The organism is Mucilaginibacter straminoryzae (assembly GCF_022953055.1).
GTDB classification, from domain to species: Bacteria; Bacteroidota; Bacteroidia; order Sphingobacteriales; family Sphingobacteriaceae; genus Mucilaginibacter; species Mucilaginibacter straminoryzae.
The window spans coordinates 440,513-463,367 of sequence record NZ_JALJEJ010000003.1 but is presented as its reverse complement, the minus strand read 5'-3'; the positions used below and the strand labels follow the sequence as shown (position 1 = coordinate 463,367).

Here is a 22,855-nt window from a genome sequence, read left to right as displayed (position 1 = left end):
GCGTCATTGCGAGGAACGAAGCAATCCCCAATAAACGAATCCCCTTGATTAGTGATTGCTTCTCCGCCGCTGGCGTATCGCAATGACGAATAGTTGATACTTATTCCTACTTCTCTGTCGGGTTTTTCTTCTTAGCCTGCAGCATCTCTACCATCTTCTCAATGCGTGTAGCGCGGGTCTTTTCCTGCTTGGCGCTTAATACCCATATTGCATATTCTTTCTTGTGCGACCATGCCAGGCTGTTGTAATAATCCAATGTACCCGGTGCTTGCGCTAAAGCATCCAGGATATCAGGCGGAAGCGTAATTGTTTTATTGTCAACGTCTACGTATTCAGCATACTCATTCTGCTTAATCTCTGCTTTGCCCACACCCGATGGTTTCACCTGGTCAATCGGTTTAAAACGAAGGGCCGTCCATGCGTCATTAATGGCAGATGATGCAACCGGCCGAAGGTGGTATTTTACCGTGGCTTCCCAGTCGTTCGTCATGCCTAAATCGGTAGGTATACCCGCGCTCCTTTTAGGGTAACAGATCCATAGAATCGTATCTGGTTTTAATACCTTATACAATTGCTCAAGGGCTATCGCTAAGTCTTTACTGTCTTTTACAAAAAGCTGCACGCCATCAGGTTTTCCTGTTATATCAGTAGACCTTACTACACCATCGGGTAAAGGTTCCAAGGTTTCCAGGTAATTACCCGGAGTATTCAGGAAAAGCCAGGTGCTGTTCGGTTTTATCTGCAGCTTTTTTGCAAGAGGGTTCATGACAGGTTATTTTGGTGGATTTAATTTCGCAAAAAAATCCCACAAAACAATACCCGCCGATACCACAATATTAAAGGAATGCTTGGTGCCGAACTGGGGTATTTCTATGCACTGGTCAATTAGTTGCATTACATCGTCGCTTACACCATCTACTTCGTTGCCAAAAATTAACGCATATTTTTTGTCAACATCGGGTTGAAAGGTGTTCAACATTAGGCTGTTCTCGGCCTGTTCAATGGCAATGATGGTGTAACCGGCAGCGCGCAGTTTTTCTACAGCTTCGGTCGTTTCTTTAACATACTCCCATTCTACAGACTGCGTAGCCCCCAGCGCGGTTTTTTCTATTTCACGATGAGGGGGCTGTCCGGTTATGCCACAAAGGATCACACCCTCAACGGCAAAACCGTCACCGGTACGGAATACCGAACCCACGTTATGCATGCTGCGCACATTGTCGAGCACTACAATTACAGGTAGTTTGTCCTGTTGTTTAAATTCATCTACCGATACCCGGTTCAGTTCGTCTAATTTCAGTTTACGCATCTGCCATACTTAATTCACCCACACCATCGCCGATCAGTGAACTGTAAACAGAAGGGGCGTAGCCGATTTTTTCGGTATAGTAATCAGTAAATTCTTTCACAAAACGGTCGAATCCATCTTTTTTAACCAGGGCGATACCGCAGCCACCAAAGCCTGCACCGGTCATACGTGCACCGGCAACATCGGGGTTGGTGCGGCCGTAATCAGCAATAGTATCCAGTTCTTTGCCGCTTACCTCGTACAAGTCGCGCAGTGATTGATGCGAGGCAAACATCAGTTCGCCGAAACCTTTCAGGTTGTTCGCAGCAAGTTCTTTTGCAGCCAGCTTCACCCGGTCGTTTTCTTCAATCACGTGGCGTGCGCGTTTCTTAACGGTCTCGTCAGTAATTAAGTGCTCGTGCTGGTTATAAGTAGCTGTATCAATATCGCAAAGGTTATCAATGCTTAGCTCTTGTTGTAATGCTTTCAAAGCAGTCTGGCATTCCTGCACGCGTTCGTTGTATTTAGATTCCGCTAGTTTGCGCAATTTGTTGGTATTAATGATAGCTAACAGGTAATCGCCCAATTTGCAATCGACAGGCTCATAATCCAACGTATCGCAGTTTAATTTCAGCGCCTTATCTTTCTCGCCGAAAGCAACCGCAAACTGATCCATAATCCCACTATTCAACCCGATGAACACATTCTCTACCCACTTAGAAAGTTTCACCAGTTCCAGCTTACTAAAGCCCGAATTGAATAACTGATTCAATGCAAAAGCTGTGGCAACCTCGATAGAGGCGGAAGAAGATAAACCAGATCCGATAGGAATATCACCGTAATATAGCATATCCAGTCCCTGCAATTGTTTACCTTCTTTCAAAAAATAGGTAATTACACCCATTGGATAGTTATACCAAACGCTTCCCTGTTTCTGATAATCACTGCCTACAGGTATTTCAGCTTTATCGTCAAAGTTCAGGCTTCTGAAACGGAATACGTTGTCCTGATTTGGGGCAATAACAAGATAGGTACCCGGGGTAATGGCACAAGGCATCACTAAACCGCCGTTGTAATCGATATGTTCGCCAATCAGGTTAACGCGGCCGGGAGAGAAAAACAAGTTCTGCGCTGGTTGATTAAATATTTGTTGGAATTGCTGCAACAGGTGCTGGTTCATATGCTTTGATGTATTGTTCTGGCAAATATGTAAAAAATACACTTATTCGCTATAGGTGCAAGTGTGATTAATGCAAACAATTCCTATACTTGTTGAATTTCACTATTAGCATATAAACTTAACAACCATGAACCAGTATTTAATTACCGCATATGATTACACCGATACAGAGGCTTTACAAAGAAGGCTTGATGTAAGGCCGCACCATTTAGACGGTGTACGTGCGCTTAAAGAAACAGGCAATTTTATAAAAGCCGGTGCGATATTAAATGCAGAAGGAAAAATGATTGGCTCTGTAATGATGGTGCAGTTTGAATCTGATGACGAACTGGAAGCCTGGAAACAGGGAGAGCCGTATGTGACGCAAAAAGTGTGGGAAACGGTAGACATTAAGCCAATTAAGGTTGCCGATGTGTAAACGATAATGGAAAAATATGCTTGAGGCCCTGAAGCCGTATATTCCTTATGGATTGGTGAAACGCTACAGGCGCTGGCTGCAAAATCAGCAGTTGCGCCTGTACAGAGGTGATAAGGTTGAATGCCCGCTTTGCCGGGCTATTTATAAAGAATTTGCGCCGAAGGGGCTTTCTGGCGGTAAGCATAACAGGTGCATCAACTGCCAGTCGTTACCAGGGCACCGGCTGCAGTATCTTTTTTTAAAAAACAAAACACCGCTGTTTAGATCTTCGGCCACTATCAGGCTGCTTCATATAGCGCCAGAAAAGCCGTTGTTTGATCAGTTGGTTAAACGCTCAAATCTTAAATACACCCGCTGTGATAAATCTCCGGATGCTTACCATCTAAGAGACGTGACCGAAGTAGAGGAGGTGGATGTGTCCAAAATGCCTTATGGTGACGGCAGCTTTGATGTGATCCTTTGTAATCACGTACTGGAGTATGTGGATGACGACCAGCAGGCCTTACGCGAGCTATATCGTGTGATGACACCCGGCGGCTGGGGGATCTTCCAGGTACCGATGGCTATCGGCCGCGACCGTACTTACGAGGCTGCTTTTATCACCGATGCAAAAGAGCGAAAAGAAGTGTTACGAGGGCATAGCGGCGTAAGGCTTTACGGACGTGATTACCTGGAACGGTTAAAAAAAGCTGGTTTCACCGTTGCAGTAGACTTGTACGGCAAGCAAATGAACCCGGAGGATGCCCGTAAATACGGCATTAACCCAAATGAGATGATCTTTCTTTGCAAAAAATAAAAAAGCATGGTTTTTAAGGCCATGCTTTCACATTCATAGGTAGTTGCAGGAGCGTTACTTCCTCATGGTATCTTTTACGGCGGTATCTTTCTTCGCAGTGTTGTTAGCGGCAGAATCCATTTTTTGAGCGGAGGTGTTCCGTGCAGCCGTAGAATCGCGCGCATTGGTATCCAGCATGGTAGAATCCTGGCCTTTGCCGGATACTCCGCCCTTACAGCTTGCTAAGGCAGCTACCACCGCTGCAGATAAGATTACTTTGTAGAATTGACGTTTCATATTTACAATCGCATTACTTTAACTCATAAACATTCTTTTTACTTAGGATGTTTTTAGTTTAAATCATAAAACAATGAGCAAAGCTAATTTTAAAGAAGAGTTTATTTTGGGGGGCGACTTGCCGGTTAAGCGGTTGGGTTACGGAGCGATGCGTATTACCGGTGAAGGGATCTGGGGACCTCCGGCTGATAAGGAAGAGTCTTTACGGGTATTGAAACGCGCGATAGAATTAGGCGTAAACTTTATAGATACTGCCGATAGTTACGGACCTAATGTTTCTGAAGAACTGATCGCCGAAGCCTTATATCCGTATCCACCCGAACTGGTGATCGGTACCAAAGGTGGCTTGCTGCGTACCGGCCCTAACCAATGGCCTGTTGATTCCAGCCCGGAGCATTTGAAAGAAGCTTTGGAAGGAAGCCTGAAAAGGCTGAAACTGCAATGGATCGATCTATACCAGTTACATCGCATCGATCCGAAGGTACCTGCAGAACGTACATTCGAGTTTTTGCAAAAGGCGCAAAAGGAAGAAAAGATCCGTCATATTGGCCTGTCTGAAGTGAGTGTTGACGATATTAAACTGGCGCAGCAGTTTTTTGAAGTGGTGTCCGTGCAGAATATGTATAGCGTGGATAACCGTAAGTGGGAAGATGTACTGGAATATTGTGAAGAGCATAACATCGCCTTTATTCCATGGTATCCTTTAAGCGGCGGAAACGTACATGCTGTGGAGACACTAAAACGCGTGGCAGAGCGTAACCAGGCAACGGTACACCAGGTTGCTTTAAGCTGGTTGTTGCATCATAAAGATAACATCCTGCTGATACCGGGTACGTCAAGCGTTAAACATCTGGAGGAAAACATGAAAGCTGCTGATCTGGAGTTGAGCGAGCTGGACATGGAGGAATTGAATAATATCGCGAACGCGGTATAACCAAATAAAAATGGCCGTTTTATCGCGGCCATTTTTATTTTTATCATGCTTCTTCTTCCTCGTTTTCGATGTTATCTTTGACGCTGTCAATTACCGGTTCATACCGCTACTTCCACGCACCAATGATCAATCCCATCAAGATCAGGGAGATTAAGGTGTAACCGCCATTGATGAAAATATATTTCCATGATTTTAGTTCGAAAAGGCTGTTAATGGCTATGGCGCTAAAGCTGATCATTCCTGCATGGACGCCAATCATGGTGGACATATGCAGATCGGCGTGCATTCCGCTGATAAACGTATTGAGCATTACCGCCATAATGAATGAGAAGACGGCCGTCATCCCAAATATCTTGCCCTTGTTGCCGGTAGCTACAATTTCACGCGTCAGTCCGCTTTCTTTTAGCCAGATATTACCGAAAAGAATAGGGGAAAACCATAGTCCGCCTACAAAAAATGCGCTTAAAGCTGCTATTAATACAGCCAGCCAGTTAAAGGTTACAGGTTGCATATCACTTTAAATTTTATATGAATATTAAAAATTATTTCTATAATAGGAAATATTCGTAAAAGAGCCGCTTTGTAACGCTTATTGTATGAAATACACGCGCTGTGTTGTTTATATGGGATTAGCTGGATATACTTGTAAAGCCAATTTTTGTTTAACCATTAAATCTTATTTCAATTTGAGATGAAATCTACTTTTAAATTTTTTGCTTTATGTTTAATGTGTGCGCCATTGCTTACGCAGCGCACCATGGCGCAGGGTTGCGTGGCCATTCGCAGTACGGGTGGTTTGTGCTCTATGGATGAGCACCCGGATAGCGCCCACCTGAATATGTCTGGCTGGTTGCTGAACAACAATATTCGTTATTACCGCTCTTTCCGTCACTTCGTAGGTACAGAAGAACAAAAACAACGGATAGCGCAGGGTACGAACGTGATCAACCATTCCTACACGCAGGATATCACCATTACCCGTTTGTTCAATTCAAGATGGTCGCTATCGGCGGATATTCCTATCCTGATCAACAGCCGGTCGTCGTTGTATGAGCACGGTGGTGTTAACCGTAACACCACCCATTCAGCAGGCCTGGGCGATATTCGGGTATCTGGTTATGCCTGGTTGTTAAACCCGGCTAAGGCGACTAAAGGAAATATCCAGTTAGGGTTGGGCATCAAGTTCGCTACAGGTGCGTACAATTACCAGGACTATTTCTACAATGTTGGCCCTAATGGTACACGGCGTTTAGGTCCGGTTGATCAATCTATTCAATTAGGTGATGGTGGCACCGGCTTTTCATTCGAAGCGAATACCTACTACAACTTCAGCCACAAACTAGGGGTGTATGGTAACTTTTACTATTTGCTTAGCCCCCGCGAACAAAACGGGGTGTCTTCTGCGCGCGGTGGTACGCCAAGCGCTACGGCAGTGGCTAATACGAGTGACGTAATGAGTGTTCCCGATCAGTTTATGATCCGTGGTGGCTTAAGTTACGAAGCAGGTAAATTTGTGTTTATGGCCGGTGTGCGCGACGAATGTTTACCATCCCGCGATCTTGTTGGTGGTAGTGCCGGTTTCCGCAGACCAGGCTATATTATTTCCGCAGAGCCAAGCATTTTCTACAGGGTGAAAAATGTATCAATTTATGCGAATGTGCCTATCGCTATTGTGCGTAACCGTACCGTTAGCTTTGCAGATCATATCACTACCGAACTAACCGGTAACCCGGCACATGGCGATGCTGCCTTTGCAGACTATGTGATTAATATGGGTGTAACCTTCAGGTTGTAATTACCCATCTTTATCAACAATAAGGGCTTGGTTAATTAACCAAGCCCTTATTGTTATAATGTAAGTTCTTCGTAAGCTGCGGTCAGGCTTCGTTGGATACCTTCGCCTTTCCAATCGGTAACGCCAGGCAGAGAAGTGGCCGAAAGTATCTCCGTACGCGTTTTGCCTGCGTTGATCTCGCCCTGTACAAAGGCGGTCAGTTTCTCCATGTAATTCTGCATCGCTTTCAGGTCTTCTACCGTACCGGTTACCTTATCAGGGTCGGCAGCATGGCCGAAAACAAACAGGGTGTCTTTATCAAATTGTTTAATCGCTTTCTCGAGCACCTGCGGCCAGTGTACTACCGAGGCCCCCGCGGTACGGTCTACAAATGGATAGCGGCGGTTAAACACCAGGTCGCCGGTGTGAACGATATTTGCATTCTCGAAATGGATCATGCTGTCGCCATTGGTATGTCCTGGTCCCCAGTAATAGGTCCGGATTTTTTCATCACCTACCTTAATCTTCCACTTCTCGTTGTAAGTAATGTCGGGGTATAACTGTTTATCTTCAGTTTTTTGCGCTTGTGCTACCGTTTTCTGGTTAGCCAGTGAATTCTGATGAGCAGCGACATGTTTCACCAGCCCTTTAAAGGCAATGTTGCCAGAAGTATGGTCGCCATGGTGATGGGTATTGATCAGGTATTGAAATGGCGCTTCCGGCATCTTTCTTAATTCGGCAATTAAATGCCCTGCCGGCACCGGAAATTCAGCGTCTACCACAACAATGCCCTCGTTATTAGCCATCCAGGCAATGGTACCGCCCAGTTCTGCAAAGAATCCGATGTTTCGCCTTAACGGTTTAAACTGATAAGAAGGGATATCTGCAAGCGCAGCAAAAGCTTTGTTACGACTAATTGCTGCACCGGCCAGCGCGGCTGAAGCAGCAGACAAAAAGTGACGACGTTTCATAGTTGATAGCTAATATACACGCAAAGGAAACAATATGTTTATGTATGAGATGTAAAAATATTGTAATGAATATTTTGAAGAAAGTTGAGGATTAAAGCAGATGTGATTAGTTCAATAACTTTCCACTCCTACTAAGCTTTCCACATCCGTCAAACTTTTCCACACCGGCTTTTAATCCGCGGTTAAGGCCTTAACTTTACGGATTAAATTATTGACAAGCTTGGCAAAAAACGCTACCAAAGAAACGCCGCTGATGCAGCAGTATAACCAGATCAAGGCAAAATATCCGGGCGCCTTGCTGCTGTTCCGCGTAGGCGACTTTTACGAAACTTTTGGGGAAGATGCTGTAAAGGCAGCTGGGATTTTGGGTATCGTGCTTACCAAAAGGGCTAATGGCTCTGCTTCGCATATCGAACTGGCAGGCTTTCCGCACCATTCACTGGAAACCTATCTGCCTAAGTTGGTAAGGGCTGGTCAGCGGGTAGCGATTTGCGATCAGTTAGAAGATCCAAAAACGACAAAAACCATCGTAAAGCGTGGCGTTACCGAACTGGTAACACCGGGTGTGGCGGTTAGCGATAACATCCTGCAACAGAAGCGCAACAACTACCTGGCTTCGTTATATTTCGAAAAGAACAGTGCGGGCATCGCACTTATCGATATTTCTACCGGCGAATTTCTGACGGCGCAGGGAAACCTCAATTATATCGATAAACTGCTGCAAAGCTTCAACCCAAGCGAGGTAATTTATCCCAAAAGCAGGAATAGCGATTTTAAAGATGCGTTCGGCGACCGTTTCTATACCTACACGCTCGACGAGTGGCCTTATAGCGGCGATTACGCAGAAGAAACCTTGCTAAAACACTTCGGCGTAAAATCATTAAAAGGTTTTGGTGTAGATAAGCTGAACCTGGGCATTGTTGCCGCCGGGGTGGCCTTGCATTACCTGAACGAGACCGAACACCGTAACCTGCAGCATATATCAGGCATCAGCAGAATAGAGGAGGAGCATTACCTCTGGCTCGACCGTTTTAGCATCCGAAACCTGGAGTTAGTGGGTTCTGCTAACGAGAACGCAGTCACTCTTGCTGATGTACTGGATAATACCTGTACACCTATGGGCGCGCGCCTGCTTCGCCGCTGGATTGTGATGCCCTTGAAGGATATCAAGCCAATCACAGACCGTTTGAACGTAGTAGAGCATCTGATTGCCCATGAGGAATTACGTGATAACCTGCAGCAATGTATCCGGCAGATCGGCGACCTGGAACGGTTGATCTCGAAGATCGGCTTGCAAAAAGCTAACCCGCGCGAAGTTTGCCAGTTAAAGAAGGCATTGTCAGCAATTGACAGTATCAAAGGATATTGTGCGAAAACAGAAAGCCTAGCACTGATCGCTATCGGCGAACAGCTGAACCCCTGCACCTTCATTTGTGAAAAGATAGGCCAGGAGTTGAACAGCGAGCCACCAGTGATGATCGCCAAAGGTGGTGTGATCGCCGAAGGTATCAACGAAGAACTTGACCGTTTACGAAAGATTGCCTACGGTGGTAAAGGCTATCTGCTGGAAATTCAAAAACGAGAGGCCGAGATTACAGGCATTCCTTCATTAAAAGTAGCCTTCAACAATGTGTTTGGCTATTATCTTGAAGTAACGCATGCGCATCGCGATAAAGTGCCGACAGACTGGATCCGGAAGCAAACGCTGGTGAATGCAGAACGCTACATTACGCCAGAACTGAAGGAATACGAAGAGCAGATCCTCGGTGCAGAAGAGAAGATCTTAGCTTTAGAAACCAAGCTCTACAACGAACTATTATACGCTTTGGCTGAATATATCAAGCCTATTCAGTTGAACGCGCAACTGATTGCCAGGTTGGATGTACTGCTGAACTTCGCCAATATTTCTGAAAAGAACTATTACGTGAAGCCTTATGTGAACGATAGCAACCTGATTGACATTAAAGGCGGCCGCCACCCGGTGATAGAGAAAAATCTGCCGCCGGGCGAGGCTTATATTACCAACGATGTCTACCTCGATTCTGAATCGCAGCAGATCATTATCATTACCGGTCCGAATATGGCAGGTAAATCGGCACTACTTAGACAAACAGGCTTGATTGTACTGATGGCGCAGATGGGCTGTTTTGTGCCAGCGAAGGAGGCGGCAATAGGTGTAGTCGATAAAATATTTACCCGGGTAGGTGCTTCAGATAATCTATCCTCTGGCGAGTCAACCTTTATGGTGGAGATGAACGAGACAGCCAGCATCCTGAATAACCTTTCTGACAGGAGTTTAATCCTGCTGGACGAGATCGGCCGGGGAACTTCTACTTATGATGGTATTTCCATTGCCTGGGCCATTGCCGAATTCTTGCACAATCATCCATCGGCCAAGGCGAAAACCCTATTTGCTACCCACTACCATGAGTTGAACGAACTGAACAATTCGTTCCCAAGGATCAAAAACTTTAACGTGAGTGTGAAAGAGGTTGGTCAGCAGATCATCTTCCTGCGTAAACTGGTCCCGGGCGGAAGCGAGCATAGTTTTGGTATCCACGTGGCGAAGCTGGCAGGTATGCCGCCTAAAGTGCTGGCACGTGCCAATGAAATTCTAAAGAAGCTGGAAGCAGAACGTACCGGCGGCGAACATATCAAGGAAAGCATTAAGAAGGTACAGAAGCAAGCCGTACAGCTACAAATGTTTTCAATTGATGACCCTGTACTGGTGAAAATCCGGGATACGCTGAATAACCTCGACGTAAATACGCTTACGCCCGTTGAAGCGTTAATGAAGCTGGACGAGATACAGCGATTGATTAAAAGTTAGCAGGAGCTAGGAGCGTGGTGCGAGTGGTGAGTTATTAGCAAAGTCTAAGGCATTTTCAGAAACTCCCGCACCTCGACACTGAAGACGCGAACCCCCAATGTTGATATGTTAATAACATCTGTTTCCTGTCGCCGTATACGCAGTGTAAATTTATAGTATGCATTCGAAGTTGATTTGTCGCCTGGTTGCAGTTGTGCTGTTTTCTGCCTTTCTTTTTACTTCCTGTAAGTCGCGTAAGGTGGCGATGAAAGGTCATCCCGGCGAGCTGGTAAAGCCGCAGGATTTTATCGCTGAGAAGTACGCTGCGATGATGGGTGTGGATAGAAATGATATCCAGAACGGCAGGTTATATAATTTTATAGAAGAATGGTGGGGTACACCTTACCGTTTCGGTGGGCTTGATAAGAACGGAGTAGATTGCTCTGGTTTAACTTTTCTGCTCGAGCAACAGGTTTATGGTATCAACATTCCCCGGATGACCAGCCAGCAGATTAACGTGATCAAAAGAAAGTACGAAGACGAACTGCAAGAGGGCGACCTGGTATTCTTTGATTTTGACGGTAAGAAATTTAGCCACGTAGGCGTTTACCTGCAAAATGGCTACGTAGTACATGCCAGCAGCCGCCGCGGCGTTATGGTAGTTAAACTACGTGATCCCTCTATATATAAGTATTTTTCGCGTGCCGGATCTATTATCCTGCAAACAGGTGCAGCAAATTATTAATCTGCAAAAGTTAGCTGGTTTATTTATTCTTAGCCAACACCACATCAAAATAATCTGCGTTCCGTACAGCTTCAAAAAAGGCTACCAATTTATCATAGTCTTCTTTAGAATAGCTTCCATCTTTAAGCTGTAATTTTCGATGATAAATCAGTTTATTACCCACTACTGAAAAATCTGCATGATAGCTGCCGAAATTATCGGTTAATGTGGTGTTTAAAGGCTCGCTATCCGCGTGATATCCGGCAGGTAGGGTAAAGCTAATGGTTGCCTCATCGGTATATCCCCTGTTAATATATATTGGCGTATAACGGTTCCTGATCTCTTTTGGCGTTTCAGATAATCGGTTCACCGAGTTAAGTGCGAAGGAAATTCTTCCGTTTTCCGGTGTACCATATTCGTATGATTTCAGCTGAAGTGTTTCGTTGATTGATGGTTTGATTTCTTTTGTGGCCTTAAGGCTAAGCCCGGCAATTTCAAGGTTATTGATAGGGTAGGCTTTCCGGATATATTTCTGCTGGTCTTCGTACGACTCCAATAAAAGGTAATCTCGGTTCTCGTATTGTGTACCCTTAAAAGTTGTTTCAAGGGTGCCGGTTAACTCACCGTTCTCAGCCAGGGTAAACTCTCCTTTTTGTATCTCGCGGTTATCATCTGCGGTGTATTTCGGGGTTTTTAACAACTTACCGCCCTCTGCGGTACAGGCTAATACGGTCCGGTCATCCGTAAAATCGCCAAGGAACCCAAATGGAATGTGTTGACTGGTGCATTCCAGCCAGGTAGTGTCGCTCTTAAACGGCAGGCAAAGGATCACATGATTGGCCTGGTCTGGGCTTGCAAAGTCGGCCTGTAACGGGCGCTTATGGGTGTTGCCGTTCACGATACAATACCACGATTGAATGCCTGCAGCTTTAAGTAAAGCGTGCATGTAATTTACCAGTCCTTTACAATCGCCATAGCTCAGTTCGTCTACTTCTGTCGCTTTAAAGGGCCTGTAGCCGCCAATGCCTACCTGTATGCTGATGTACCGGGTTTTGTTCTGAAGATACTCGTAAAGCTTCCGGGCTTTTTCTTTCGGGTCGTTGATCCCATCTGTCAATTCTTTAACTTTTGCTACTGTTGCTGCACTCAGCTCATCCCTTCCGGTCAAAAGTTTATCATTTATCCATTTACCCAGTTCGTTCCAGTTGCTGTAGCTGCCATCGACGCCTTCATAAGTAAAGTTGTTGACGGCCAGCCTGACATTCGGCAGGTAATTGATCTTGTCGGGGCTGTAAGGCTCATGTCTGATAGCTTTAAAATTGCTGATGCTCCATTTATAAAGATCATTACCGGCATCATCTTTTCCGGTGATCAGCGTGCCCTTGTAATTCATTTCCTTGTAGCGTAGCTGCAAAGAAGGTTTGCACGATACGATAAAAGAGCTGTTTTCAACCGCCGTAGCTTCCGAACCTACGCCATACCAATGCTCCAGATTAAAAGTTTGGTTACTGAATAGCTCATATTCATATTCTACAGTATAGGGGTACGAAACCGATACCGGGGTGAAGTGTTTGTATTTCACATCTTCAAAAAGCGAGTTTGGTGTATAATTATCGTCCCTGAAATCTCTTTCCGAAATTTTAGAAACAGGCTTGCCAAACTCGTCATAGATCATGCCTTTGATGTTCTTAATCGTACGGCTTTTGTTGTGCCACAGCACTAACTCGCCTTCATCCGCTCCGTTCTTGTTCAGGACAGTGACGGCAAATTTGTACCGGTAAATCACATTGTTCTTCTCCCTGATGAATACCACAGTTTCATCTTTGCGGACAATTGCCGATGCATATGGCATCAATTCTTTGGGGATTGCGCTGACGCTATAGTTTTCCTGCGCGCGGGAGATATAGCTGCTGAACAGTAAAACAAAGCAGATAAAAAGTTTACGGATCATTTCTTCTTAATTACAATTTCTGCTTTTTCAGACTGGAGAAGTTTATTGTAGAACTCTTTCAGGTAAGGGTATTCTTCTGGCGAGTAAACCGGTTTTTCAAAAGAGTATAGTTGGGAATACGTACACCGGCCGCTATCAAAGGTGAAAGCAGAAACCAGCCTGCCGCAAGATAAAGGTAATGCGACAGCAACCGGCTCCGGAGAGGTTTCCAAAACATAATCGTTAGGGATAGTAAGGGTATAAACTAACTTATTATCGGCGGGCATACCCATATCTACCGGGTAGCTTCTTTCGTTAAGTGTAAAAGGGTTTACCGTCAGCTGGCCGAAAGTGAAAGGGCTGAAGCTGAGCCGCTGCATGCCTGTCCCGCGCGTTGGTTCAATCTCTATCTCGTAAATCTCTGCTAATGGAGCATCAAGCGTATCTAAATTACTCACGGATGATTTTAGGATTTTAATCTTGGTTGATTTCTCATCCAGGTTTTCGATGTATTCATCCAGTGTGTTGAACTTTTTAATCTCTTTGCGTTTTTCATAACCTTCATATCCAAGTGAATAACAGGTATAGGTGCCTTTCAATTTTCCGTTCGGCATCAGCGATAGCTCCAATGTAGTAGTTTTGTTTCTGCGTTGCGGCGATTTGATATCCATCCAGTAAGAAGGCTTTTCAAAGCTGATCACACGGCCCTGGTCGTTAATACAACGCATGGGCAGCATCCCAAATCCAAGCAGCGGGTCTGTCGCATCCAGCAGGTAATCTTTGTTATCAATGGTTGTTTTTGCAATAACGTAATCGAAGTCGCTTTCGGTGGGGTATAACTTATTTACGAGCCCATGTTCCCGGGTGGATAATAATACAGCATCAGTAGGAATATCGGCTGCTTTCAGCGCGGCAATCAGTGCCAGGTTAATGTCGCCTACTAAACCCGAGTGGGTATCCAGCGCTTTCTTAATGCCATCTTCGCTATATTTAGAATAAAAGCCGTTCCATTTGATATTCTTCTGAATGAAGGCATAAACAGCTTTTGCTTTATCAAGGTTATTGGTTTTTCCGGCAATCACGTCTTTGATCCGTTCGCGCATCAGTTCTTTTCTTTTGATCTGGCTGCCAAAAAACTCGCTGCCTTTTAAGCTACGGTCAATATCTTGCCAGTCTTTGGTTACCTTTACCCTTACGCCATTGCTCAGGTTGGTGTATTCAGACAGTTCAAAGTAAATACCTGACAGGAAATTCTTCGAGGCGGTCATGTAATCTTCTCTTTTAAATGCAGGAATGTTGTCTATGCCGTAGGTCATGTTAGAGCAATCGCATTTGATCCCGTTAACGCTAAGACATTCCCTGTCTAATTCTGCTTTATTTGTTGATAGCTTAAGCGGACCTCTTAAAATAGCGTTGTAGTTGTAAATAGCCGGGATACGGGCATTATATTCCGAATGAACCTTGGGGATATCAGATTGGAAAATCCAGTCGTGAAAGTTGAAAATAAATGGCGAAACAACCGTGTATTTATATTCGATGACACACCCTTTCCGCAGGCCGGGCATGGCAAACTTAGCGACATCATGGTACTTGTTTACACTGGTTTGAAATACTTTTCTTGGGTCAAGTTCAAGTGTCTGTAAGCCGCCATTCTCATCCAGGAACATGGTAACAGCTTTAATATCGCGTACGGTTTCAAAGCGTTCACCATCTTCTTTATAAAGCGGGATTTCTATATTGCCTTCGGCATCAAATGCCTGGCTATCAAAAAGCTTTATTTTAACATGGTATTCGTAATACATCACCATGTGGTTGCCGTCGTCGCTGATAAAAGTTTTGCCAAACTCATCTAAAACAACCGCGTGCGCGCCGGTATCTGGCAAGTATTTTTTTTGCTGAAGCGCATCATTTGCTACTGCTGCGAAGGGGAAATCAGAAGCGTAGGTTGCTGATAATAAAAGAGAAAAGAGGATGGTCAAATAAGAAATACGTTTCATTAGTTCAGGTTGAATCAACGGTTCAAATTAAGGTTTTTTACAAAAAACCGCTACATTATTGAAAAATTTAAATGTGGTTATTAGCCATACTTTTGCGACCTTTGTGCGGTACAGTCTTTTGTAATGAAATTAAATTTAAAACGTCCGCTTGCTTTTTTCGACATTGAAGCTACCGGTACCAATATCGGTTCAGACCGTATTGTAGAAATTGCAGTTATCAAATTAAATCCGGACGGCAGCGAGGAAACGCGAAGCTGGCGCGTTAACCCTGAAATTCCTATTCCTTTCGAGGTATCGGTGATTCACGGGATTTACGACGAGCATATTAAAGACGAAAAGACGTTTAAAGAACTTGCCGCAGAAATTGCTGAATTTATAGGTGATAGTGACCTGGCCGGTTTCAATTCCAATAAATTCGACATCCCGATGCTGATGGAAGAATTCCTGCGTGCAGATGTATCTTTCGATCTGGAGAACCGCCATTTAGTAGACGTTCAGAATATTTTTCACCAGATGGAGCAGCGCACCCTGAAGGCTGCGTACCGGTTCTATTGCGAGAAAGATATTATCAATGCACACTCTGCAGAAGCTGATACCCGTGCCACGATGGAGGTGTTTCTGGCGCAGTTGCAGCGTTATGAAGATAAAGAGGTTGAGGATAAGGAAGGTAAATTGCACAAACCTATCGTAAATGATATAGAGGCGCTGCATCATTTTACCAACCTGAACAAAACGGTTGATTTTGCCGGCCGCATGGTTTATAATAACGAGGGCCACGAACTGTTTAACTTTGGTAAGCACAAGGGTAAAAAAGTGGTCGATGTGTTTGAGGTGGAACCGAGTTATTACTCGTGGATCATGCAAGGCGATTTCCCGTTGTATACCAAACGTAAAGTAGAGCAGATCTACAAACGCTGGGCACAAGAGCGTGCGCCGAGGCCAAAACCTGCTCCTCAGGCAAAACCGGCAGATCAGCAGCAAAGGCCGTCTGCTCCTCAGCAACAGCAATCACGCGAACAGGGCGGTTATCAGAAAAAGCCTTTTGAGCAACGTCAGAACAGGCCTTATCAGCAAAATAACCAGCAGCAGTATAGGAAGAAAGACGAACCCGCCAAACCTGTTGATGATGATATGCTGAAAGCGTTATCAGATAAGTTTAAAAAAGGATAATCGGATTCCGAAATCTAATTTCGATTTAAGATAAAAAGGACGGCGAACGCTGTCCTTTTTTGTTTTTACTTGTAGAGTTTTTATAGTTTGTAATCGCCGTTAGTTGTGTTTTTTGTAGAAGATTTCTCTTCGCAATGCTCATCGAAATGACATCACTTTTGATTTGCGAGGGAATACGTTTTCTCACACACCCACTTTCTTCAGGAAGTCAATATTCCTTTTCAAGCCGCTGAATTTAGTTCTTTTAACGGCAGAATTCTTGAATATCTTTCTGAAAACATCTTCCGTAATTTCTTCCCAATCATTGGCACTCATGCCCAGCAGTTCTTCATGTGGTTTAAAAGCAGGCTCCTGGTGAAGCAAAGAAAACTTGTTCCACGGGCAAACGTCTTGGCAAACATCGCAACCAAACATCCATCCGTCCATCTTATCCTGAAATTCGGCAGGGATTTCGTTCTTCAGTTCAATCGTAAGGTATGAAATGCATTTACTGCCGTTAACAATTTGCGGCGCTACAATAGCCTCAGTAGGGCAGGCGTCAATACATCGGGTGCAGGTACCGCAGTGGTCTGCCGTCGGGGCTACATCGTATTCCATGTCCAGGTCAACGATCAGTTCAGCAAGAAAAAAGAAAGAACCGCGTTTTTTGTTGATCAGGTTGGCATTCTTGCCAATCCACCCCAGGCCAGCTTTTTTTGCCCAGGCCTTGTCTAAAACAGGAGCTGAGTCTACAAAGGCACGCCCGTTTACTTCGCCAATTTCCTGCCTGATGTAATCGAGTAACGCTTTAAGCTTGTCTTTAATCACTTGGTGATAGTCCGCACCATACGCATATTTAGAGATTTTAGGCGCATCGGGGTCGGTCTGTATTTCAGGTGTGTAATAGTTCAATCCTAATGAAATAACAGATCTGGCACCATCTACAAGCAGCCTGGGATTGAGTCGCTTGTCGAAATAGTTTTCCATGTACTGCATTTCGCCATGCATTCCCGCTTTTAACCAGGCTTCCAGGCGCGGGGCTTCTTCTTCAAGAAAACCAGCTTCAGATACACCGCAAAATACAAAGCCAAGCCGCGCTGCTTCGGCTTTTATCAGGTCAGTATATTTCTTGCGTGTGCCCGTCATCAATCACAAAGTTAACAAACGCCTGGTGTTTTAGTGTCCTGTAAATCTAAGCTTTATCAATGGCGGAATCTTGGATAAACGATAGTTTGAAACACTATAGCAGTAGCCGTGTTGTAAAAAGGAGGACCAATTTTAAACTGATATGCTTCAATTCATAAAAGATTTGCCCGAACATGTGGTAGGGATACACGCCATTGGCGAGGTGACGAAAGAAGATGTAGAACAGGTGCTTATCCCGCGGGTAGAGGAACTGGTTCAGAAACAAGGGGAGATTAACTACCTGCTGGTGCTGGAAACAGACGTGCAAAACTGGACTAGTGGCGCCTGGTATAACGATGTAAAAGTAGGGTTGAAAAACTTTACCCAATGGAATAAGATTGCTGTGGTAAGCGATCAGAAAATTGTAGAGTGGTTCAGCGACGTATTCAGGTTCTTAATTCCCGGTAAATCAAAAGGGTTTAAATTGAACGAACTGGACGAGGCGGTGAAATGGATTGCTGAACAAGATTAATTGAAAACTTGAAAACTAAAATGATATGATAACTAACGAAAATCAAAACAACGATCATACTAAACCAGGCGATGGTACCATCGGAGAAAATACCGATAACAGCGCCATTAAAAAAGATAACGAGCCAAATGTACAAGACAAACCGGACGAGGTACGCGTACCCACGGTGACACCGGGTAATGATAGCGGCGACCCCGGACCATCAACAGACCATCCCTCATCAGAAGGGGATGCTGGTAGCCAGGATGGCGACTCGTCCAACAAAGGTAAAGGGCCATCAGGCGAGAATCTATAAAATCAAAAAAGCAGCTTTTAAGGCTGCTTTTTTATTAAAAATCTATGCTGGCGTTTTATTACTTGATCGTGAATGAAGCCTGCAACTTGGCATCCGCAGAATTATCGCCTACTTGTAACTCATATGCGCCTTTGTAAAGCTGCCAGCCGTGTTTGTTGCTATCCCATTTTTGCAACTCGGTAACCGGGATGCTGATGGTAACGGTTTGCTCACCGCCTTGCGAAACACTTACACGTTTAAAGCCTTTCAATTCTTTCAACGGCATTTGGCCGATACCCGGGTATTTGATGTAAACCTGAACTACCTCGTCACCTGCCATGCTGCCGGTGTTTTTTATGGTTACAGTAAAGGTGATACTATCCTTAGCTGCATACGTAGTTTTAGGTTGGTTTTGCCAGGTGTAAGCAAAATTGGTATAACTTAAACCAAAGCCGAAAGGATACTGAACTTTACCGTTAAAGTAACGGTAAGTACGGCCCTGCATGCTGTAGTTGTCAAAGGCTGGCAAATCATTCACCGAGTTGTAGAAGGTAAGCGGCAATTTGCCGGAAGGGGAGACTTTCCCCAATAAAATATCTGCTAACGCATTACCGCCCTGTTCGCCGGGGTACCACGCTAAAATAACGGCATCGGCATATTTAGCTACTTCTGCAACATCCACGGCACTTCCGGAAGTAATCACCGCGATGATGGGCTTTTTAACGCCCTTACGTAACTCTTTCATAAACTTGATATGGCTGGCTGGCAGCGAAAGCGTTTTCTTATCGCCCCCTGCGGCAGACAGGAATGCGTCGCCCGCTTCGCCTTCGGTAACCGGTAATAAGCCTACTACAGCAACGGTAACGTCGGCATTTCCTGCCCCCCAGATACCGCCAAAATGGGTAGTGTCGGCTTCGCCTGCACCAAGGTCGTACTCTACACGGGTGCCTTTACTAACCGCACCTGATATGCCTTCTACAAAAGTCACCATTTGCGAGTTGATACCGTGGTAGCTACCCACTAAGGCATCTAAAGAAGCGGCATTCGGCCCAACCACCATAATGCTGTTAAAGCTGCCATCTTTTAATGGGAGAATGTTATTTTCATTTTTTAAGAGCACCATACTTTGCTGTGCAGCTTTTCTTGCCAGGGCAATATGTTGCTGGTTATGAATGCTGTCTGCGCCGTAGTTATAATAGGGTGATTGTTTAGGATCGTCAAAAAAGCCAAGCTTTAATTGGGTGAGTAACAGCGGGCGGAGTGCGGCATTCACATCTTTCTCGGTAATCAGCTTCTGGTTAACGGCATTTACCACATCATCTTGTAATACAGAAGAGCAATCCAGGTTGATGCCCGCTTTTATCGCTGCGGCGGCGGCTTCTGTTCCGTTCTTTAAATATTTATGTGTGGCGAAAACGTCGTCCAAAGCGCCGCAGTCGGTCACGATGTATCCTTTAAATCCCCATTCCTTCATTACAATGCTGCGCAAAAGAGAGGCATTTACAGAGTTGGGCACACCGTTTACGCTGTTATAAGCAGTCATTACGCTGGACACGCCGCCTTTTACTAATTTATTAAAAGCATAAAGGTAAGTTTCGCGCAGGTCTTTCTCCGTTACTTTAGCATTAAAGTAATCCCGCGTTGCTTCAGGGCCACTGTGTGCTACAAAGTGTTTCGCGGTAGCCGCTATTTTAAATTTACCTTCAATATCTCCTTGCATCCCTTTAACGTAGGCCAGGCCGATGCGGCTGGTCAGGTAAGGATCTTCGCCATAAGTTTCCTGGCCGCGTCCCCAGCGCGGGTCGCGAAAGATGTTGATATTAGGCGACCAGTAGGTTAAGCCAACGTACATTCCCCTGTCGCCCCGGGCTACGGCCGCATTGTGTTTCGCGCGTGCTTCGGTAGAAATGGCTGTTCCTATTTCAGTTACCAGGGAGGGGTTAAACGTGGCTGCCATAGCAATAGCCTGCGGGAAAACTGTTGCTTCTCCAGCGCGTGCCACACCGTGCAAGCCTTCATTCCACCAATTGTAGGCAGGGATATGTAACCTGTCTATCGCTTTGCTTCTGTAACCCAGCAAAAGCGCTTTTTCCTGGAGCGTCAGTTTTTTTAAAAGATCATCCGCACGCACTTCAGGGGAAAGATTAGCATTAAGGTAAGTTTCCTGCGCAACAGCACTTTTGGTAATTGAAACAACGATTGTAAGTAGGAGTGTTTTAAATAAGACCCGCATAGTTTGTTAAAAATTTAAAAACTTTTACATAATTAGTAAAAATTTGAGTAAATATGTACAAATAATTCCGACGACTGACTGTGTCGCGATAAAACGCTTCAACCGCAGACTCTATGAATATAAGAAAACTTCGTTTTATAACCCTCGCGATAGCCATTACAGGGTGCGTTAACGCCAATGCGCAAAGCCGTGCGGATAAGTTTGCACTTATTCCATACCCTAAAAGTTTAACGCCAGGCACCGGAAGTTTTCAGATCACCGATAAGACAACCATCGTTGCTTCAGGCGCTTTCGCAAACGAGGCTAAAATGGTAAACGTTTTACTTTCCCCAAGTTTGGGCAGCCAGTTAGCGGTTACTACTAAAGCTGCTAAAGGAGCGATCGTGATCAAGCGCGATGAGCGACTTACTAATCCCGAGGCTTACACGTTAACAATTTCGCCCCAGCAGGTAGTTATCACGGCTAAAGAAGGGGCGGGAGTATTCCATGCGGTAGAAACCATCAGGCAATTGCTACCTGTTGACGTAGAGCGTGCCATGCACTATAATTCGTTAAGCCTTCCTGCTGTGACTATTTCAGATGCCCCTGCTTACCAATGGCGCGGTATGCACCTGGATGTTGCCCGGCATTTCTTTTCGGTAAGTTATCTAAAGAAATTCATCGATATACTGGCACTGTATAAAATGAACAAGCTGCACCTGCATTTAACAGATGACCAGGGCTGGCGTATCGAGATTAAAAAGTATCCGAAACTGACTGAAGAAGGCGCATGGAGAACGTTTAATAACCAGGATTCGGTATGTATGCAGCGGGCGGTTGAAAACCCCGATATGGAGATTGATCCATCGCATATCGTAAAGCATAACGGCAAAACCCTTTACGGCGGTTTTTATACCCAACAACAGATGAAGGATGTGGTGGCTTATGCTGCCGCTCGCCACATTGATATTATACCTGAAATTGATATGCCGGGCCACATGATGGCAGCGATCAATTCCTATCCTTTTTTAACCTGTAACGGCGAGAATACCTGGGGTAAATTATTTACCAAGCCGATCTGCCCTTGTAACGAAACTACGTTCGAATTTGCCCAGAACGTATTTAAAGAGATCATGGCTATTTTCCCGTCGAAATATATTCATATCGGCGGTGACGAGGTTGACCGTACCGATTGGGGGAAATCAGAAGCCTGTAAGCAGTTAATGGAACGGGAGGGTATTAAGGACCTGCCAGGCCTGCAAAGCTACTTCATCAACCGGATGGAGAAATTCTTTAATGCCAACGGTCGTCAGCTGATCGGCTGGGACGAGGTGCTGGAAGGTGGCGTAACACCTACGGCCATGATCATGTATTGGCGCGTTTGGGTACCCGATGCACCCGTAAAGGCAGCAAAAAATGGTAACCATGTGGTAATGGCGCCAGGTAACCCTTTATATTTTGACAGTAAATACGATAAGAACTCCGCGAAAAATATTTACTTCTTTAACCCTATTCCTAAAGGGTTAACCGCCGAGGAAGCGAAACTGATTGAAGGTGCGCAGGCAGAAATCTGGACGGAGTATGTGCCTTCAGAGAAACGTGCCGATTACCAGTATATGCCAAGGATGACGGCGCTATCTGAGTTGTTATGGACAAACGACCAGTCTAAATACGATAGCTATAAACACCGGATCATTAATCAGTTTGCCCGGTTGGATGCCCTGGATGTAAACTATCGCCTTCCAGACTTGGACGATATGATCGATACCAAGGTATTTGTAAATGCTGATACGCTGAAAGTTAAATCGCCTCTACCTGGTATGGTGGTGCGTTATACCAATAACGGTACCATGCCTACTGCTAGTTCGCCTGTTTTAAATAATTATATCATTTACCGCAGCCAGGTAGTAAAACTGGCGGCATTCACTGCAAGCGGCAGAAGGGGAGATATTTATACCATTAATTATAAACAGCAACCTTATGCTGCACCTGTTAAGGCAGAAGATGCAAAGCCGGGAATTGTTGTGAATTATTACCCCGGCGATTTTAAAGGAACCACTTATTTGCCTGCAGCTGCTTCTGAACAAAAGTTTGTAGCGCCAGGCATTGTAGTTCTAGAAGAAGTAAAAGCGCCTTCGTTCGGCTTAAGGTTTAAGGGATATATTGATGTTCCGCAGCAAGGAATTTATACGTTTTATTTAACCTGTGATGATGCAGGCGTACTGAAAATAAACGGACAGACCACGGTTGATAATGATGGCATGCATTCGCCCGTAGAAAAGAGCGGACAAGCTGCCTTAGATAAAGGATTACATCCGTTCGAATTGAATTTTGTTGAAGGCGGTGGCGGTTATACGCTGAAACTTCAATATAGCCTTAATGGTTCGGCACCTAAAGATATACCAGCAAGCTGGTTTAAGAACTAACTCTGTTTAGGATTGATTGATTGTACAATGGGCCTGCGAA

General features: G+C 44.9%; 20 protein-coding genes. 10 read left to right on the top strand and 10 right to left on the bottom strand.

Annotated elements, in window-relative coordinates; translation table 11 throughout:
• Positions 1 to 106 precede the first annotated feature (106 nt).
• From MUY27_RS09040 to MUY27_RS09030, 3 genes are read right to left on the bottom strand one after another with little or no spacing between them, the layout of a single operon-like run.
• Complete coding sequence (locus MUY27_RS09040) at positions 107 to 766, bottom strand: YdeI/OmpD-associated family protein (RefSeq protein WP_245129684.1); 660 nt, start codon at positions 764 to 766, stop codon at positions 107 to 109.
• Between the two features lie 6 nt (positions 767 to 772).
• The gene (locus tag MUY27_RS09035; RefSeq protein ID WP_245129683.1) at positions 773 to 1,309 is read right to left on the bottom strand and encodes an RNA methyltransferase; all 537 of its coding nucleotides are present in this window, start codon (positions 1,307 to 1,309) and stop codon (positions 773 to 775) included.
• On the bottom strand, positions 1,302 to 2,468 hold the full coding sequence (locus MUY27_RS09030; protein ID WP_245129682.1) for a galactokinase: 1,167 nt from the start codon (positions 2,466 to 2,468) through the stop codon (positions 1,302 to 1,304). The genes MUY27_RS09035 and MUY27_RS09030 overlap by 8 nt, the downstream gene beginning before the upstream one ends.
• Positions 2,469 to 2,595: 127 nt before the next feature.
• On the opposite strand from MUY27_RS09030, the gene MUY27_RS09025 reads away from it, so the two are divergent.
• Entirely contained in the window at positions 2,596 to 2,886 is a 291-nt protein-coding gene (locus MUY27_RS09025) for a YciI family protein (RefSeq protein ID WP_245129681.1), read from the top strand.
• A gap of 16 nt (positions 2,887 to 2,902) precedes the next feature.
• Entirely contained in the window at positions 2,903 to 3,682 is a 780-nt protein-coding gene (locus MUY27_RS09020; RefSeq protein WP_245129680.1) for a class I SAM-dependent methyltransferase, read from the top strand.
• A 54-nt stretch (positions 3,683 to 3,736) separates the two neighbouring features.
• Here the strand turns inward: MUY27_RS09020 and MUY27_RS09015 are convergent, their stop codons facing one another.
• Complete coding sequence (locus MUY27_RS09015) at positions 3,737 to 3,958, bottom strand: hypothetical protein (RefSeq protein ID WP_245129679.1); 222 nt, start codon at positions 3,956 to 3,958, stop codon at positions 3,737 to 3,739.
• Positions 3,959 to 4,031: 73 nt separating this feature from the next.
• On the opposite strand from MUY27_RS09015, the gene MUY27_RS09010 reads away from it, so the two are divergent.
• On the top strand, positions 4,032 to 4,892 hold the full coding sequence (locus tag MUY27_RS09010; RefSeq protein ID WP_245129678.1) for an aldo/keto reductase: 861 nt from the start codon (positions 4,032 to 4,034) through the stop codon (positions 4,890 to 4,892).
• A 106-nt stretch (positions 4,893 to 4,998) separates the two neighbouring features.
• Here MUY27_RS09010 and MUY27_RS09005 read toward each other — a convergent pair whose 3' ends face one another.
• Entirely contained in the window at positions 4,999 to 5,403 is a 405-nt protein-coding gene (locus MUY27_RS09005) for a DUF1761 domain-containing protein (protein ID WP_245129677.1), read from the bottom strand.
• Between the two features lie 180 nt (positions 5,404 to 5,583).
• Between MUY27_RS09005 and MUY27_RS09000 the strand changes: the two genes are divergently transcribed.
• The gene (locus MUY27_RS09000) at positions 5,584 to 6,687 is read left to right on the top strand and encodes a hypothetical protein (protein WP_245129676.1); all 1,104 of its coding nucleotides are present in this window, start codon (positions 5,584 to 5,586) and stop codon (positions 6,685 to 6,687) included.
• A gap of 53 nt (positions 6,688 to 6,740) precedes the next feature.
• Here the strand turns inward: MUY27_RS09000 and MUY27_RS08995 are convergent, their stop codons facing one another.
• Complete coding sequence (locus MUY27_RS08995; RefSeq protein WP_245129675.1) at positions 6,741 to 7,637, bottom strand: MBL fold metallo-hydrolase; 897 nt, start codon at positions 7,635 to 7,637, stop codon at positions 6,741 to 6,743.
• 220 nt (positions 7,638 to 7,857) lie between these two features.
• Here MUY27_RS08995 and mutS point away from each other — a divergent pair, with 220 nt between their 5' ends.
• Both mutS and MUY27_RS08985 read left to right on the top strand, forming a co-directional pair.
• Complete coding sequence (gene mutS / locus MUY27_RS08990) at positions 7,858 to 10,467, top strand: DNA mismatch repair protein MutS (protein ID WP_245129674.1); 2,610 nt, start codon at positions 7,858 to 7,860, stop codon at positions 10,465 to 10,467.
• Positions 10,468 to 10,624: 157 nt separating this feature from the next.
• Entirely contained in the window at positions 10,625 to 11,191 is a 567-nt protein-coding gene (locus tag MUY27_RS08985; protein ID WP_245129673.1) for a C40 family peptidase, read from the top strand.
• Positions 11,192 to 11,210: 19 nt separating this feature from the next.
• Here MUY27_RS08985 and MUY27_RS08980 read toward each other — a convergent pair whose 3' ends face one another.
• A complete protein-coding gene (locus tag MUY27_RS08980) occupies positions 11,211 to 13,121 on the bottom strand; it encodes a DUF3857 domain-containing protein (RefSeq protein WP_245129672.1) in 1,911 nt (636 codons plus the stop codon).
• Complete coding sequence (locus MUY27_RS08975; RefSeq protein ID WP_245129671.1) at positions 13,118 to 15,097, bottom strand: DUF3857 domain-containing protein; 1,980 nt, start codon at positions 15,095 to 15,097, stop codon at positions 13,118 to 13,120. Before MUY27_RS08975 ends, MUY27_RS08980 begins: the two co-directional genes overlap by 4 nt.
• A 123-nt stretch (positions 15,098 to 15,220) precedes the next feature.
• On the opposite strand from MUY27_RS08975, the gene MUY27_RS08970 reads away from it, so the two are divergent.
• A complete protein-coding gene (locus tag MUY27_RS08970) occupies positions 15,221 to 16,267 on the top strand; it encodes a 3'-5' exonuclease (RefSeq protein WP_245129670.1) in 1,047 nt (348 codons plus the stop codon).
• Between the two features lie 183 nt (positions 16,268 to 16,450).
• On the opposite strand, the gene queG is transcribed toward MUY27_RS08970, so the two are convergent.
• Complete coding sequence (gene queG, locus MUY27_RS08965; RefSeq protein ID WP_245129669.1) at positions 16,451 to 17,392, bottom strand: tRNA epoxyqueuosine(34) reductase QueG; 942 nt, start codon at positions 17,390 to 17,392, stop codon at positions 16,451 to 16,453.
• A gap of 142 nt (positions 17,393 to 17,534) precedes the next feature.
• Between queG and MUY27_RS08960 the strand changes: the two genes are divergently transcribed.
• On the top strand, positions 17,535 to 17,903 hold the full coding sequence (locus MUY27_RS08960; RefSeq protein WP_245129668.1) for a SpoIIAA family protein: 369 nt from the start codon (positions 17,535 to 17,537) through the stop codon (positions 17,901 to 17,903).
• 25 nt (positions 17,904 to 17,928) lie between these two features.
• A complete protein-coding gene (locus MUY27_RS08955; protein WP_245129667.1) occupies positions 17,929 to 18,198 on the top strand; it encodes a hypothetical protein in 270 nt (89 codons plus the stop codon).
• 58 nt (positions 18,199 to 18,256) lie between these two features.
• Here the strand turns inward: MUY27_RS08955 and MUY27_RS08950 are convergent, their stop codons facing one another.
• Positions 18,257 to 20,410 carry a glycoside hydrolase family 3 N-terminal domain-containing protein gene (locus MUY27_RS08950; protein WP_245129666.1) on the bottom strand — a complete coding sequence of 718 codons (2,154 nt, stop codon included), beginning with the start codon at positions 20,408 to 20,410 and terminating at the stop codon, positions 18,257 to 18,259.
• Positions 20,411 to 20,523: 113 nt separating this feature from the next.
• Between MUY27_RS08950 and MUY27_RS08945 the strand changes: the two genes are divergently transcribed.
• Positions 20,524 to 22,815, top strand: coding sequence for a family 20 glycosylhydrolase (locus tag MUY27_RS08945; RefSeq protein ID WP_245129665.1), 2,292 nt, complete (start codon positions 20,524 to 20,526; stop codon positions 22,813 to 22,815).
• Positions 22,816 to 22,855 lie beyond the last annotated feature (40 nt).

Bases quoted from the DNA above. Each gene is read 5' to 3' on its own strand.
- MUY27_RS09025 (WP_245129681.1), top strand. From the start codon at position 2,596: ATGAACCAGTATTTAATTACCGCATATGATTACACCGATACAGAGGCT.
- MUY27_RS09005 (WP_245129677.1), bottom strand. From the start codon at position 5,403: ATGCAACCTGTAACCTTTAACTGGCTGGCTGTATTAATAGCAGCTTTA.
- MUY27_RS09040 (WP_245129684.1), bottom strand. From the start codon at position 766: ATGAACCCTCTTGCAAAAAAGCTGCAGATAAAACCGAACAGCACCTGG.
- MUY27_RS09030 (WP_245129682.1), bottom strand. From the start codon at position 2,468: ATGAACCAGCACCTGTTGCAGCAATTCCAACAAATATTTAATCAACCA.
- MUY27_RS08975 (WP_245129671.1), bottom strand. From the start codon at position 15,097: ATGAAACGTATTTCTTATTTGACCATCCTCTTTTCTCTTTTATTATCA.
- MUY27_RS08995 (WP_245129675.1), bottom strand. From the start codon at position 7,637: ATGAAACGTCGTCACTTTTTGTCTGCTGCTTCAGCCGCGCTGGCCGGT.
- MUY27_RS09020 (WP_245129680.1), top strand. From the start codon at position 2,903: ATGCTTGAGGCCCTGAAGCCGTATATTCCTTATGGATTGGTGAAACGC.
- queG (WP_245129669.1), bottom strand. From the start codon at position 17,392: ATGACGGGCACACGCAAGAAATATACTGACCTGATAAAAGCCGAAGCA.
- MUY27_RS08945 (WP_245129665.1), top strand. From the start codon at position 20,524: ATGAATATAAGAAAACTTCGTTTTATAACCCTCGCGATAGCCATTACA.
- MUY27_RS09015 (WP_245129679.1), bottom strand. From the start codon at position 3,958: ATGAAACGTCAATTCTACAAAGTAATCTTATCTGCAGCGGTGGTAGCT.
- MUY27_RS08980 (WP_245129672.1), bottom strand. From the start codon at position 13,121: ATGATCCGTAAACTTTTTATCTGCTTTGTTTTACTGTTCAGCAGCTAT.
- MUY27_RS09010 (WP_245129678.1), top strand. From the start codon at position 4,032: ATGAGCAAAGCTAATTTTAAAGAAGAGTTTATTTTGGGGGGCGACTTG.
- MUY27_RS08985 (WP_245129673.1), top strand. From the start codon at position 10,625: ATGCATTCGAAGTTGATTTGTCGCCTGGTTGCAGTTGTGCTGTTTTCT.
- MUY27_RS08955 (WP_245129667.1), top strand. From the start codon at position 17,929: ATGATAACTAACGAAAATCAAAACAACGATCATACTAAACCAGGCGAT.
- MUY27_RS08970 (WP_245129670.1), top strand. From the start codon at position 15,221: ATGAAATTAAATTTAAAACGTCCGCTTGCTTTTTTCGACATTGAAGCT.
- MUY27_RS09035 (WP_245129683.1), bottom strand. From the start codon at position 1,309: ATGCGTAAACTGAAATTAGACGAACTGAACCGGGTATCGGTAGATGAA.
- MUY27_RS09000 (WP_245129676.1), top strand. From the start codon at position 5,584: ATGAAATCTACTTTTAAATTTTTTGCTTTATGTTTAATGTGTGCGCCA.
- MUY27_RS08960 (WP_245129668.1), top strand. From the start codon at position 17,535: ATGCTTCAATTCATAAAAGATTTGCCCGAACATGTGGTAGGGATACAC.
- MUY27_RS08950 (WP_245129666.1), bottom strand. From the start codon at position 20,410: ATGCGGGTCTTATTTAAAACACTCCTACTTACAATCGTTGTTTCAATT.